This window comes from Citrobacter sp. Cb004 (assembly GCF_030337065.1).
Lineage (GTDB): Bacteria > Pseudomonadota > Gammaproteobacteria > Enterobacterales > Enterobacteriaceae > Citrobacter > Citrobacter braakii.
The window spans coordinates 1-13744 of sequence record NZ_JAOWCH010000050.1 but is presented as its reverse complement, the minus strand read 5'-3'; the positions used below and the strand labels follow the sequence as shown (position 1 = coordinate 13744).

General features: G+C 51.7%; 14 protein-coding genes and 1 pseudogene. 11 read left to right on the top strand and 4 right to left on the bottom strand.

Translation table 11 applies throughout. The features are described 5' to 3' along the window. Positions 1-98 precede the first annotated feature (98 nt). The gene (locus tag OGV65_RS08455; protein ID WP_016156416.1) at positions 99-1058 is read right to left on the bottom strand and encodes a YbgA family protein; all 960 of its coding nucleotides are present in this window, start codon (positions 1056-1058) and stop codon (positions 99-101) included. Positions 1059-1260: 202 nt separating this feature from the next. Between OGV65_RS08455 and OGV65_RS08450 the strand changes: the two genes are divergently transcribed. The 5 genes from OGV65_RS08450 to OGV65_RS08430 all read left to right on the top strand — a co-directional run bounded on the left by OGV65_RS08450 (position 1261) and on the right by OGV65_RS08430 (position 7052). After that, positions 1261-2370, top strand: a complete 1110-nt coding sequence (locus OGV65_RS08450) for an AI-2E family transporter (RefSeq protein WP_016156415.1) — start codon at positions 1261-1263, stop codon at positions 2368-2370. 119 nt (positions 2371-2489) lie between these two features. Then, entirely contained in the window at positions 2490-4274 is a 1785-nt protein-coding gene (locus tag OGV65_RS08445; protein WP_279264962.1) for a sensor domain-containing diguanylate cyclase, read from the top strand. A gap of 218 nt (positions 4275-4492) precedes the next feature. Further along, positions 4493-5497, top strand: coding sequence for a tryptophan--tRNA ligase (gene trpS, locus OGV65_RS08440; RefSeq protein WP_279264963.1), 1005 nt, complete (start codon positions 4493-4495; stop codon positions 5495-5497). Between the two features lie 350 nt (positions 5498-5847). Continuing rightward, positions 5848-6009, top strand: a complete 162-nt coding sequence (locus OGV65_RS08435) for a hypothetical protein (protein WP_181012492.1) — start codon at positions 5848-5850, stop codon at positions 6007-6009. A 290-nt stretch (positions 6010-6299) separates the two neighbouring features. Next, positions 6300-7052, top strand: a complete 753-nt coding sequence (locus OGV65_RS08430; protein WP_153690398.1) for an SDR family oxidoreductase — start codon at positions 6300-6302, stop codon at positions 7050-7052. A 93-nt stretch (positions 7053-7145) separates the two neighbouring features. On the opposite strand, the pseudogene OGV65_RS08425 reads toward OGV65_RS08430, so the two are convergent. Continuing rightward, positions 7146-7495 (bottom strand): annotated as a pseudogene (locus tag OGV65_RS08425) (IS3 family transposase); the annotation flags it as partial. Here OGV65_RS08425 and OGV65_RS08420 point away from each other — a divergent pair. Next, a complete protein-coding gene (locus OGV65_RS08420) occupies positions 7442-7594 on the top strand; it encodes a hypothetical protein (protein ID WP_200080049.1) in 153 nt (50 codons plus the stop codon). The pseudogene OGV65_RS08425 and the gene OGV65_RS08420 overlap by 54 nt on opposite strands. Before the next feature lie 129 nt (positions 7595-7723). On the opposite strand, the gene OGV65_RS08415 is transcribed toward OGV65_RS08420, so the two are convergent. Beyond that, positions 7724-9235 carry a glycoside hydrolase family 43 protein gene (locus tag OGV65_RS08415; RefSeq protein WP_279264964.1) on the bottom strand — a complete coding sequence of 504 codons (1512 nt, stop codon included), beginning with the start codon at positions 9233-9235 and terminating at the stop codon, positions 7724-7726. A gap of 5 nt (positions 9236-9240) precedes the next feature. After that, positions 9241-10668 (bottom strand): glycoside-pentoside-hexuronide (GPH):cation symporter, encoded by a 1428-nt coding sequence (locus OGV65_RS08410; protein ID WP_279264965.1) that lies wholly within the window; start codon positions 10666-10668, stop codon positions 9241-9243. Between the two features lie 241 nt (positions 10669-10909). Between OGV65_RS08410 and OGV65_RS08405 the strand changes: the two genes are divergently transcribed. From OGV65_RS08405 to OGV65_RS08385, 5 genes are all read left to right on the top strand, one after another. After that, a complete protein-coding gene (locus OGV65_RS08405) occupies positions 10910-11134 on the top strand; it encodes a branched-chain amino acid transport system II carrier protein (RefSeq protein ID WP_227021119.1) in 225 nt (74 codons plus the stop codon). A 178-nt stretch (positions 11135-11312) separates the two neighbouring features. After that, entirely contained in the window at positions 11313-11675 is a 363-nt protein-coding gene (locus tag OGV65_RS08400; protein ID WP_032947028.1) for a RidA family protein, read from the top strand. 13 nt (positions 11676-11688) lie between these two features. Continuing rightward, positions 11689-12345, top strand: a complete 657-nt coding sequence (locus tag OGV65_RS08395; RefSeq protein WP_279264966.1) for a helix-turn-helix transcriptional regulator — start codon at positions 11689-11691, stop codon at positions 12343-12345. After that, a complete protein-coding gene (locus OGV65_RS08390) occupies positions 12332-13138 on the top strand; it encodes a PhzF family phenazine biosynthesis protein (protein ID WP_279264967.1) in 807 nt (268 codons plus the stop codon). The genes OGV65_RS08395 and OGV65_RS08390 overlap by 14 nt, the downstream gene beginning before the upstream one ends. Before the next feature lie 85 nt (positions 13139-13223). Further along, a partial coding sequence (locus tag OGV65_RS08385; RefSeq protein ID WP_286454850.1) for a branched-chain amino acid transport system II carrier protein occupies positions 13224-13744 on the top strand: 521 nt, incomplete at its 3' end.

The window sequence follows — 13744 nt, the reverse complement described above, 5'->3', positions numbered from 1 at the left end:
CACCGTGAAAGTTATCCCTGCTTAAACGCATCAGAAAACGGCAGGGATAACCTTCGCGAACAACGGATATTTCTGCCCCAGATTTACTCGCCATCAGGCTAATTAATCATTAACCGTAGGGCTAAATCCTTCGGATAAGGATCAAAATAGTTCTGGGTAAGCAAATAGCTGTCTGGGTATTCAGCAAGGTAGTGCTTGAGCAGAGTCAGTGGCGCCAATATTGGCAGCAGTCCGCCGCTATAGTTGAGGATAACGTCACGCAACTCTCCGCGCTGGCGGGTGTTCAACCGATCGCGGAAGTAGCCCTGAATATGCATCAGTACGTTGGTATGATTTTTCCGTGAGGCGGGCTTTTTGAGGATCGCCATTAGCTTTTCGCGATATACCACGAAAAAAGCGTCCAAATCATCCCACTGATGGAGCGAGGCGACAAAAGGGCCAATATCCCGGTAACCCGCCTGGTGATGAGCCAAAAGCTGGAGCTTATAGCGACTGTGGAAGTTGAGTAAACCGTGGCGAGTAAGACCAGAGGCTCGCAGCATATTAAGCTCATGTAACGCAAACACTCGCTCAACAAAATTCTCCCTCAGCACCGGATCGTGCAAGCGGCCATCTTCTTCGACCGGCAACCACGGGTAGGTTTCCATTAATGTGCCGGTAAACAGACCGGTTCCCTCTTTTCGCCCACGATTTCCCTTTTCGTCATACAGCCTCACTCTCTCCATTCCGCAGCTCGGTGATTTAGCACAGACGATAAAACCCGACAGACCGCCAAGCCCATTGATATATGAAGCGGTGAAATCGGACATTTTATCGGTTACATCCTCACCAGGCGCATGGCTAAAACACATGCGGATATTCCCCTGGGCGGTTTGAACCAAACGCAACGCGGGGCGTGGTACAGGCAAACCGATGGACATCTCCGGGCAGACAGGTTTAAAAGTCACCCACTGAGCCAGCTCGTCCATCACAAATCCCATCCGTTTATGCCCGCCGTCAAATCGCACGGCTGAGCCGGTTAAACATCCACTAATCCCGATGACAGGTTGAGTGTTCATAACGCCCCCTCTTTTTTGACGCCCTTTTTCGGGAAGAAAAGTATGACTGTTTCACTAATAAATCATAGCGTACGTTATTTATCTGTCGCAGGCTCCCTACGAAAAACAGGTTAACCAATTTAAGTAAATATGCGCAGCGAAAGTTGGTAATTCCCCTGAACGGTTCTATAGTCGGGACTGCTTCTCATTACAGGGTTCACTAATGCGATTTAACGGACTGACTAAAGGTTTCTTCATTTTCATACTTGCCCTCGTGACCTGGGCGTTCTTCGATGTGTTGTCTCCCTATTTCTCTGCCATTTTGTGGGCCGCAATCTTAACCACCATCTTTAACCCGGTGAAAAACAGACTGCGCAGCGCGCTTGGCGAACGTAACGGGCTGGCGTCACTGCTCACCATCGGCATCATCTGTCTGATTGTTTTTATCCCACTGATGGTGATCTTCTCCTCGTTGGCTATTGAGCTGAACGTGGTGTATGCCAAATTACAACAAAACGACACTCAGTTCCCGGAAGTGGTCACCGCCATTATTTCGTATCTTCCTGACTGGGCCAGAGGATTCCTCGCAGAACATAATCTGGATAACGTCGCGCAGATCCAGAAAAAACTGTCCGACGTTGTACTGCAGGGTGGACAGTACCTCGCCGGCAGCGCGTTCCTGATTGGTAAAGGGACATTCGGCTTTGCTATTAGCTTTGGCATCATGCTGTATCTGCTGTTTTTCTTACTGAAGGACGGGCCGTACCTGGTGCGCCAGATTCTGGACTCATTACCGCTTTCTGATTTTGCTAAACAGCACCTGTTTGCCAAATTCGTCGGCGTGACGCGGGCAACGGTCAAGGGCACAGCGGTCGTGGCGTTGGTTCAGGGTATTCTTGGCGGCATCGCGTTTGCAATTGTCGACATCGACGGCAGCGTCCTGTGGGGCGCGCTGATGGCGTTTCTCTCCCTCGTGCCCGCGGTCGGCTCAGCGATCGTCTGGGTACCTGCGGCAATATTCCTCTTCGCCACGCACCAGCTGTGGCAAGGGCTGTTTATCGTTGGCTTCTTCGTGATTATCGTCGGGCTGGTGGACAATATCCTGCGCCCGCTGCTGGTGGGTAAAGACACCAAAATGCCGGATTATCTGATTCTGATTTCCACTCTCGGCGGAATGGAGATCTACGGCATTAACGGCTTTGTGATTGGCCCCCTGATTGCCGCACTGTTCATTACCTGTTGGAACCTGTTTTCCGGGCGCGATCATGAAGGTAACGTGGAAGGAATCGACGAAGCCTTTATGGAAGAAGGAAAAAATCCTCCAGATTTATGATGGCAGGACGATAACAGAAGGCGGTCCTGAGACCGCCTTTTTTATTTTCACGCAAAATCATACGTTTCCTATAATTTCAATCATGCTTATTCATTAATCGTCGCAGAAGGAACTAATCAGTGCGAATTGCCACAATCACCAACTGGGCCTACAGCGCGACGGTGTGTCTGACCATTGCCTCCGGCGTTGTCATGTTGATGGCCTCCAGCGCCGATAACACCGAACGCCAGGTGGTGGAGCAGCGTTATCAATTCGATCAACTGACCGAAGAAGTCGAGCTCGATGCCTGGTCGCTGTCCAGTCTGGCACGCGAATATGTTATTGCAAAAGACCCGGAAGCGCTTAACGCCTACCGCCAGAAAGAAGCGTCGCTGAAAGCCGTTGAACAGCGGCTGTCGAAACTAAAAGACATTGGAGCGACGGATGAAGAGCTGGCGCTATTGCATGAAGGGCTGCAGATTGTTGATACCCTACAGGATGAGCAAGCTACGGCGCTTGCCAGCGTCGCGCGCGGAGAAGAGTCGCAGGCCATCGCCCTGCTGTATGGCAAATCCTATGAACAGGAACTGGAGCGAGCCCAGGACCGGATAGATCATTTCCGTCAGTTACTCGACAGCCGCGTACGCAACACCATTGAAGATGCCACTCAGACATCGCGCACGCTACGTACGGCTTCTGAAGTGATGGTCGGGCTGACGGCGCTGCTATTTTTGTTCGTTCTCGGCTTTATTTTAAAACGCCGCGTACTGCGTCCCGTGGTGCGTTTGAGCGATGTGGTTAACCGTCTGGCGTCGCAGGATTACGCCGTTGAGACACCCAGCTTTAATCAGATCGACGAAATCGGCGATATGGCGCAGGCGATCCGCATTTTTCGCGAGAACGGCCTGGCACGTCAGCGACTGGAGAAAGAACGAGACGCCGACTGGGCAATCCGCGAGCTGCTCGCACGTATGACTCAACGTTTGCAAGGCTGCGAGAATTTTGCCGATGTCATTAATGTGGCAGAGCTGTTTGCGCCGAATGTTGCTCCCGGTATTGCCGGGCGGCTTTACATACTGGATCGAGAGCCCTGGCAAATGCGCTGCGTTGCGCAATGGCTTTCACCGCAGGGCAAAGCGGATGCTTTCCACCCGGACGAATGCTGGGCAGTGCGCCGCGGTCAGAGCCATCCACCGGTGCAAGGCGAACCCGATATCGCCTGCTACCATCTACCGGAATCATGCCAGCAGCATACCCTGTGCGTGCCACTGATTGCCCAGGGTGAAGCCATCGGCCTGCTCTCATTCCAGAACCTCAGCAATGATTCCGCTCCCTCTCGCGCGTATCTGGAACTGATGGCGGAAGCACTCGGTCTGGCGTTAGCCAACCAGCGCCTGCGTGATGCGCTGCTGGAGAAAGCACTCTACGACCCGCTAACCGGCCTGCGCAACCGTCATCATCTGGAAGATACGCTGCGCACCCAGATGAGCCAGGCAGTGCGTAACAAAGAGCCAATCAGTTGCCTGATGATCGATATCGATCATTTCAAAAATATTAACGACCGCTTTGGCCATGAGGCGGGCGATAGCGTGATAAAAAGTATCGCCACCGCTATTCAGCGCGTTGTCCATGACAGCGGCATGGCCTTCCGCTACGGCGGTGAAGAGTTTCTGGTGTTGCTGGCCAATACGGATGAGCAGGCCGCCAACCGCTTTGCGACAGATATTTATAATGGTGTACACGAACTGTCGCTGCGCTTTGGACTCTCAGAGATTGGTCACGTTGATGTCTCTATCGGCGTTGCCAGCTATCCGCAGCACGCCCAGAGCGACAATCTTCTGCGCGCCGCAGACGTGGCGCTGTATCGCGCGAAAGAGTTAGGCCGTTCGCGCATCGTGAGCTTTGGCATGCTGGAAGCGAGCTAAGATACGTCAGTACGCCGCGCATTGCTTTACCTCTGCGCCAGGCGGTGATATGTTGACTGGATGAACACAAAACACGATATCACCGCGTTTAATCACAACCTGTGGTGGCTGCCTTCTTAAAGGCGGTCAGAATGTGTTTTCCCCATTTTAAATAACCGCCGAAAGGCGGTTATTTGCATTTAAAGACCCCTTTCGGTTTTTTGATTAAGGAGTCTTACATGAACAACAAAACTATCATCCTCACTGGCGATCGTCCCACTGGCCCGCTGCATCTCGGCCACTATGTTGGCTCTCTGCGCCAGCGCGCCACGCTGCAACATGATTATCAGCAGTATATATTGGTTGCTGACCTGCAAGGGCTGACCGATAACGGCAGCACACCACAAAAGATCCGCAACAATATTCCCGAAGTGCTGGCTGATTACCTCGCCGCAGGAATCGACCCGTCACTCACCACCCTTTGTCTGCAGTCGGCCCTGCCCGCCCTCGCTGAGCTGACCGCGCTTTATATGAACATCGTTACCGTGGCTCGCGTGGAGCGAAATCCTACGGTCAAAAACGAAATTGCGCAGAAAGGATTTGCCCGCTCGTTACCGGTTGGCTTTCTGGTTTATCCCATCAGCCAGGCGGCAGATATTACCGCCTTCAAAGCCGAGGTGGTTCCCGTCGGCGACGATCAGTTGCCCATGATCGAACAGACCAATGAGATCGTGCATAAGATGAATAGTCTGTTACCGACCTCTGTCTTGTCGCATTGTAAAGCGCTACTGAGTGAGACCAGCCGTCTTCCAGGGATCGACGGTAATGCCAAAATGTCAAAATCGCTCGGCAACACACTACTCCTGTCTGCCAGCGAAGAGGCTATTCATCATGCGGTCAGCGCAATGTACACCGATCCCAATCATCTAAAAGTGTCCGATCCGGGGCAGATTGACGGCAATATGGTATTTACTTACCTCGATGCTTTTCATCCGGATAAAGCAAAAGTGGCGGAGATGAAAGCACATTATCAGCGCGGCGGGCTGGGTGACCGGACATGCAAAAACGAGCTGGAGATGTGCTTGCAGGAGCTTATCGCCCCGATGCGCGAGCGGCGGGCAACCTACATCCAGGATAAAGGTATGCTGATGGCGATGCTCAAAAAAGGAAGCGAAGAGGCGCACGAGGTCACGCAGCAGACATTAAAAGAAGTAAAGCAAGGACTGGGTTTGCCGGTGTTCTGAACTCGAAGCACTACAGGTTCGATAATTAAAGATAGCTCCCGACGAATGACAATCGCCGGGAGTGGCGCAGCCACGCGTTGACACGTAAAGGTAACCACTGTCACAGAGGCTAATTAATTCGCTGTTTAATAATCCACTCAATACAATATGTCGTTTTTTTATGCAGCGTTATTTCTACCCTGCACCTTCAATTATTTCAACTAATCATTATGAATTACCCATTACATGTACGGGTTCGAAATCCTCACCTTGCCTGAGATATGATTATTTGTTAAATTAACCGCATTAGCGTTAAATACATTGAGCATTACACAGACGCTATTTATACAATAATGAATGATGGAGTTAAAATGAAGTATGCGTTTGCATTAATGTTGAGTATGGTATTATCAGGTTGTACCGCAAATGATTGGGTGGATGCTGCAAGTGGGATAATGCAGGCAAAAGACCAACAAGATAAAGACGCAAGAAACAATCGCATCAAAGAAGCCAACAGGGCTGCAGGCTACTGATATTTAAATGATTAGCACATCCCTCTTCTTGTCTTTATAAACAGAAGAGGAATGGTATTCTAAACAAATTTACTGACTAAATAGCACAATTAAAATTGGTGTATAGCGCATACACATCCTTGCAGAGAATATAATAACCTAACGCTCAGTCCGCTCCGCGCCAGATGCTGGCTTTGCAAGTCCCCTGACCCTATTCCTCATGTAAAAATGGCACTAATTGAAAGATGCCAATCCACCTCCTCATGTATATCTATATCCACACATAGTCATAAAGAAAAGGATGGATGAAGATGCTAAGAGGTAAAAGAGCCGTAATTACGGGTGGAGGCGGAGGATTTGGTCAGGCGCTGTGCGTGTGGCTGGCGCGAGAAGGCGTTGAGGTGGATTTTTGCGCGCGGCGTGCTGATGATATTCAAAAAACCTGCAGTATCATCGCGGCTGAAGGCGGGATTGCAAAAGGATATATCTGTGATTTAACCCAGCCTGAATCCCTTTCGCAGTTTTCTTCACAGTTGTTAACTTCAGACAAGCCCATCGATATTTTAATCCTCAATGCCGCCCAGTGGCTGTCAGGAACGTTAGACGATCAACCAGACGCAGAAATTATCAATACCATCAGTTCAGGCCTGACAGGTGCGATTCTACTGACTCATGCATTGTTGCCTGGGTTAAGACGTTCAGAAAGCGCGGATGTCGTCTCAATAATATCTTCATGTGGGATTCCGAATTTTACGGATTCAATTGCGCATCCCGCTTTTTTTGCCAGCAAACACGGGCTTAGCGGATTCACAACTAAACTGTCACACCAGTTGTCCGAAGAAAATATACGTGTGACCGGGTTGTATCCACCGGATTTCGAACTTACAGGGTTAGATACGTTTGTTGATAGTCAATCCAGAATGGGGGAACGTTTATTAAATGGACGCTCAGTCTGGGAAACAATTCGTTTTGTGCTCGCTCAACCGCGTAGTTGCCATATAGGTAGTATCTACTTTCAAGGTCCAACTCGCGAGAAACTGAGTGCCAGGGACGGCTCCTCGTAAAAACATTAACATCAGTAAGAAAAGGTTTGTCTCGCTCCATTTAGGTTAGAAAAGCGATCTCATCTTCTAAAATTTTCGCTCGATATGATGTGGTCAACTAAAACTGACCACCGCTTTAGAGTTTTTCCTGTATCGGCTTTCCGATTCGTTTGGGGGTAACCCTCCGTTATAGTCATGCGCCCTTAGCGAGCTGTAATACCCGACGATATAGTCTGTGATCGCATGAGCAGCTTCGCTAAAGTTTATATAACTTGTCGCTGGCACCCACTGTTTTTCAGACTCTGGAAGAAGCATTTCATCGGGCTGTTGTCCCAACCGTTTCCACATCGGCTGATACTCTGCCTGATCCGGCAACGCCACAGTAACTGCCGGAACTGCCTGCTTGTAGAGTGGCTACTCTGGTCACTGTAGAACATCGCTCCGACTGGTTTACCCATCGCGTCATGGTAGAAAAACCCACATCCATAGCACCGGCCAGCAGCATCCCGGCCGACCCTGGCCGAAATGGTGGAGCAGATAACACCGTTGAACATGCCGGATGAGGTTTACCGATACACCGGTGTGCCAGATGCCGTCCTTTACCCTGCTGCGAGAAGCCGGTTTTCAAGCTCACCGTGGGGGCTAGACTGGGGTTAATCAATACCCCGCGCCGTCGACGCGGGGATTACGCATTACGGGACGTTCACTGTAAAAGAGGAAAACAGACAGCTGCCTTCGCTTGCCTGGCCGTGCAGGTTTAGGGCCGCCAGCCCCAGTTTAGCACCCACCCATTTGCCTTTTCCGGCGGCAAAGGTGCGGGGACAACTCTGCCATTCTTCGCCGTCGCTCCGCCAGCTAAAACGGCAAATGCCGCCGGCACCCACTTCGACGCGCAACTGGCACTGTGAACCGGCAAGCAGGGTTATACACTCAGTCTCTTCCCGTACCTGACCGCTATCGCTCATCCAGCCGCACACCCACAGCAAACGGCAGGCATTATCGCCGTGTTCAAGCAATAATGCCGCGTAGCGCTCGCCATACACGATCAGGCCGCCGGCATCTCCCGACCGTGCGGTATCAAGCTGCAATGCCGTTTGTGCGCTGAATGTCCTGGCGGGGAATTTTTGCAGCAGCAGATTGGGCGACCAGTAAAGCGCCTCGCGCCGCACGGGCTGGAAGGTGAGATGAAGTCCACCACTGCCCGCTTTACGCCACTGTGGCTGCGGGTTGGCCTGCCATTGCCACTGTAAACCGGGTACACCGTGGTGAAAGTCATCGCTGGTTTGTGGGCCACCGTGCTCAGCAGCGAGCAATCCCGAAGGAGACGGGCACTGAGATACTGGCTGTCCGACACCCGTCTCCCCGATCTGCTCGCCGATGCGCGGCCAGTCATCATCTCCCCAGAACATCGGTTGCAGATGAACGATGCGGCCATAGATATGGGCATCCTGGAAATGGACAAACCAGCATTCCCCCTGCTCGCCCTCTACCCAGCCCCCTTGATGCGGCCCGTTAACCGGCGTATCGCCCTGAAAAAGCACATTACGCGTCTGCCATGGGCCCTGCATGTCCCGGGCGCGCAACACGGTTTGCCAGCCTGACTCCACGCCTCCGGCTGGGGCGAAGATGTAATACCAGTCGTTGCGCTTATAGACCTTCGGGCCTTCCAGAGTCGGTAAATCGCAGGTTCCGTCATAGAGAATTTGCCCTTCGCCGGTGACCGATTTGCCGTCTGGCGTCATCGGCAGCAACTGTAACTTATGCTTGATGCCGCTGCGGCTGTGGGCGAAGGCATGCACCAGCCAGGCCTTGCCATCGTCGTCCCAGAATGGGCAGGGATCGATCCAGCCTTTGGCCGCTTTGACGCAATGCGGAGGCTGCCACTCCCCCCAGGGATCCTGCGTCCAGGACATAAAAATCCCTTCATCTGGGGTGCTGAAAAAGACCCACAGCTTCTCATCATGCCAGCGAATCGACGGCGCCCAGGCCCCCTTACCCGGCTGGACCTCCTCATAGCCAGGCAGCGGCAGCGTTTGCAGAACATGGTTGATGATTGTCCAGTTCACCAGATCCGTCGAGTGCAACAGCGGCAAGCCCGGCATGTGATTAAAGCTGGAGGCGACCATAAAAAAATCATTACCAACGCGAACGACGTCCGGGTCGGAATAATCGGCGCAGATAATCGGGTTGTGATACATCGTCATCCTCCTCAGGCTTTGTTCAGCGACACACACGTCACTTCTGGCGTGGCGTTATCAACAGGTGCTGCAGCCGTTTGTCGGGCCGACAGGTCGCGCTGGATAGTGGCCATGGTCTGGTCATCAAGTTTATAGAAGCGCGACAACCACCACAGAACCAGGTAGGACAGCGATGGCCCGAGTGTCAGCAGGCCAATAATGCCCATGGTCGCCATCGGCGTCTGTTCCGCCACGCCGGACTGATAACCGAAGATTCCCAGGGAGAAACCGACCAGCGCTCCGGCGACAGCCATTCCCATTTTGAGGGCAAACAGGTTGCCAGAATAGGACAGCCCGGTTATCCGGCGGCCAAATTTCCATTCACCGTAATCGGCGGCGTTGGCCATCATGTTCCACTTAAAGGGCTGGTACATCTGATGGAAGAAGCCGACCAGGAAATAGAGTGGGAACACCACCGCAAGCCAGGTTGGTGGAATAAAGAACATCACCACACCAACGGCGACCAGCAGCAGGTTGATATTTTTAAACAGCGACACGGCCCGGTAACGTTTTGCCAGATACCCCGCTGCGATACTGCCAATAATGGTGCCGACGACGCTTGTGGAGACAAACGCGGATTTCATTGCCGTACCTGCAGCAGACGACACGCCATCCATCATCAGATAAGTGGCGTAGTAGAGCGTTGCGGCGCTGCGCATCACCCCGGCCATACTGGAAAAGAAGGTGATAATGGTGACAATCCGCCACTGATCGTTTGCCAGCAGCTGGCGAATATCTCCTTTCACATCTCCCTGATTTTCAACAATGGGGGCCACGCGCTCTTTGGTAGTGAAGAAACAGAACGCTAGCATTGCGATGGCGATAGCCCCCATGATGCCCATTGTCGCCTGGAAGCCAAATTGTTTATCGTCTTTGCCCAAATAATCGACCAGAAACAGCGTTGCGACCGAGACCATCAGCCCGGCCAGCGAGGAGATCGTAAAACGATAAGATTGCGCGGAGAGACGGTCTTTCTCGTCACGGGTAATCACCCCGCCGAGGGCGCAATACGGAATGTTGATAAAGGTATAACACAGCATCAGCAGGGTGTAGGTGATGTAGGCATACACAAGCTTGCCGGACGCACCAAATTCCGGAGTGGTGAAGGTCATCACCGCCAGCACCGCGTAAGGCACGGCGAACCAGATCAGCCACGGACGAAAATGTCCCCAGCGGGTTTTAACCCGGTCGGCCACAATCCCGGTCAGCGGGTCGGTAATGGCATCAAGCACACGCGTCACCAGAAACATTACGCCAACCGCAGCGGCAGAAAGTCCATAGATATCAGTGTAAAACCAGGTCAAAAACATGGTTACGGATGAATAAACAATCCCGCAGGCCGCATCCCCCATACCGTATCCTAACTTCTCGGCCACCGATAACTTATTGTCATGATTCACGATCAGTCCCCCCTGTATTAATGTGGATTTAACTGTATAAGCCCTTCCTTTTTGCGCGTATTGCTTTTTTTTGTTATGCGATTATGTAATTTGATAACTGAGAAAGTTGTCACACATCTTTCTAACTGGTGTTACAGGTATAACTTTCATATGAAGCATTTAGCGGCCTCACAGCCACAAAACGTAGGCTAACCGCACCGGTTCAAGGTAGAGTCTTAGGACGTGGTGTAAATGGTCGAGCCTGATTTTTATTGGCATATGTGCCTGGTTACATCCGATTGGTGACCTCACGACCGCCACAACCGCGTATCAAACTCGCGCATTCGATACAGGGTTCGTCAACGGTTATCAGACCCTGGATGTACAGCCCGGTGCGGGGCGCAACGAACGGTATGCAGGTGATGAGCGCCTATGTCGAGACTGTTTTTGGCGTTTATGGCCGGGTGTTGTTGGCGGGGATCTATAGTGCTTAAACGCGGTTCAGAGCATGTCCCATCCCGTCAACAAAGTATCTGTCGATGCTCTGTTAGTGGAGAGACATGAAAGCCACGAAATCAACAAATGTTTAAAATAATAATTTTGTTTAATTTAAAGTTAAGTCATGCTACCGTGCTACTACACTTTCTTTAGGGCAAATCTGACACATGTCTATCGTACGCTACCCCACGACCAAGCCTTTTCCCTTTTCAGACGCCGTGCAGGTGAACGGGTTTGTTTTTCTTTCAGGCCATGTCGCCATGAGCCCCGAAGGTGAACCGTTGTATGGATCTGTCACCCAGCAGACCCGGCATATCATGCACGCCATCCGGGAAACTCTGGCGCGGGCGCATACGACGCTGAACCACATTGTGAAAGTCCAGGTTTGGTTAAGCAGCATGGAGCACTTTAGCGAATTCAATGTTGCTTACAGCGCGTTCTTCCCGGAAGGTTTCCCCGCAAGGAGCGTCGTCACCAGCCACCTTGCATTTGATTTAGACGTCGAAATAGAAGTCCAGGCCGTTGTCTGATGGAGAGAGCAAAATGAAAGACGAACGTGAACGTTTAATCACTATTTTGACGGCTTCGCTTGAGGCATTGAGAACCACGCTTCCCTTAAACACAGAAGCAGTTCTGCATGACCTTACCCGCCCCGAATCGTCCGTGATAAGCATCATTAATGGACACGTCAGCGGCAGGAAAGCCGGTGATGCGCTGTTGTCCGGCCCGGAAAATGACACGGGATTTTTAGGTTTACTGGATGCTTCGCAGCGTGTTTCCAGTCAGGTATTCAGTGGATATACCACCACCACTCTCTCTGGCACCACATTGAATAGCGCATCGACGATTTATTACAGCAAGGACGGCGTGCCGTTAGTAGCTTTTTGCATTAACGTCGATATGGATGTGGTATCAAAACTCAAACGCGACCTGGACTATTTACTCCATCCGGCCGCCGCGGCTGAAACGCCGGATAATCCGCTAGCTGATATTCAGGATAAATCTCTGGATGACGTTATTTCGAAATACAGACCCACGGGTTCAGAAAATAAAATTGATTTCAGAAAACGGGTTATTTCTGAAATACATGCTCAGGGCTTTTTCAAGATTAAAGGCAGCGTTAATCATGTCGCTAAAGCGCTGGGCGTCACCCGATACACCGTTTACAACTATCTGGATAAATTAAATGACAAAGTCTGACACCACAGTAATTCCTTTTTATCAGGTTGATGCTTTCACCTCTCAACCTTTTGGCGGCAACCCGGCGGGCGTTTGTCCGTTAACTGAGTGGCTGCCTGACCCTGTTCTGCAAGCCATCGCCACGGAGAATAATCTTTCTGAAACCGCGTTTTTTGTGCCGGTCGAGGAGGGTTATCAACTGCGCTGGTGTACGCCTGCGGTTGAAGTGGATTTGTGCGGTCATGCCACTCTCGCTGCATCCTGGGTGCTGTTCAACAAGCTTGGCTACCAACAAGAAACTATCAGCTTCCACACCCGCAGCGGCCTGTTGACGGTGAGTAAGAACGGGGACGAACTCTGCATGGACTTCCCGGCTAAATCGGCCATGAAGATTGATACTCCTGATGGGCTGCTGGCAGCCCTCGGCATTACCGCCGGTGTTATCGGGGTGTGGAAATCGGACGATCTGATTGTACTGGTCGATGACAAAACCATCATCGACGGGCTTAATCCTGACTTCAACAAGCTGGCGGTATTCAACACCCGCGGGGTGATCGTGACCGCCGCTGATAACCAGTTTGATTTTGTGTCCCGTTGGTTCGGCCCGCAGGTCGGCGTGAACGAAGATCCCGTCACCGGGTCGGCACACACTTTCCTCGCCCCGTTCTGGGCAGCGCGTACGGGTAAAAATGTCCTGACCGCTCAACAAGGCGGGAAGCGTAAAGGGGCGTTGCGCTGTGTAGTTCGGGATGACGGGCGCGTGGAATTGCATGGCTTCGCTCGTATGACCATCGAAGGGATATTCCAGTTGTAATAACGATGTATGACCGGAACGGTGACCAGGCATATAATGACCACGCCTTCCAAAGCATGATGTTTATATAAAATAAGAGTTAATAATGACAGCAAACACCAGACTTTCATTGCCAGAGACAATGGCTCTTGGCGGGATGACCCTTGCGCTTTTTTTGGGTGCAGGCAATATTATATTCCCGCCGCTGGTCGGCATGCAGGCGGGCGCAAACGCCTTTAATGCAGGCTTTGGCTTTATCATCACAGCGGTTCTGTTCCCGGCGCTGGCGATTATTTCCCTTGCCATTAATGGCGGAGATATCGCGGAATTAACGAAACCCTTAGGCAAATGGCCGAGCCTGATTTTTATTGGCATTTGCTTTTTAACGCTGGGGGTTTTATTTGGTACGCCACGCACCGCGACGATTAGCTACGAAGTCATCACCGATGGCGCAGCTAGTTCCCTGATGCAGAAGATTATATTTTCCGCCGCGTTCTTTGGCCTTGCTGGCGCGACGCTGGCTAAGCCGGGGAAAATGCTGGAAATCGTCGGTTTCTTCCTTTCGCCCATTAAAATTAGTGCCCTGATTTTTATCGGCATATGTGCCTGGTTACATCCGATTGGTGA

Coding starts and splice junctions, on each gene's coding strand:
- OGV65_RS08455 (WP_016156416.1), bottom strand. CDS start 1,058: ATGAACACTCAACCTGTCATCGGGATTAGTGGATGTTTAACCGGCTCA.
- OGV65_RS08450 (WP_016156415.1), top strand. CDS start 1,261: ATGCGATTTAACGGACTGACTAAAGGTTTCTTCATTTTCATACTTGCC.
- trpS (WP_279264963.1), top strand. CDS start 4,493: ATGAACAACAAAACTATCATCCTCACTGGCGATCGTCCCACTGGCCCG.
- OGV65_RS08435 (WP_181012492.1), top strand. CDS start 5,848: ATGAAGTATGCGTTTGCATTAATGTTGAGTATGGTATTATCAGGTTGT.
- OGV65_RS08430 (WP_153690398.1), top strand. CDS start 6,300: ATGCTAAGAGGTAAAAGAGCCGTAATTACGGGTGGAGGCGGAGGATTT.
- OGV65_RS08415 (WP_279264964.1), bottom strand. CDS start 9,235: ATGACGATGTATCACAACCCGATTATCTGCGCCGATTATTCCGACCCG.
- OGV65_RS08400 (WP_032947028.1), top strand. CDS start 11,313: ATGTCTATCGTACGCTACCCCACGACCAAGCCTTTTCCCTTTTCAGAC.
- OGV65_RS08395 (WP_279264966.1), top strand. CDS start 11,689: ATGAAAGACGAACGTGAACGTTTAATCACTATTTTGACGGCTTCGCTT.
- OGV65_RS08390 (WP_279264967.1), top strand. CDS start 12,332: ATGACAAAGTCTGACACCACAGTAATTCCTTTTTATCAGGTTGATGCT.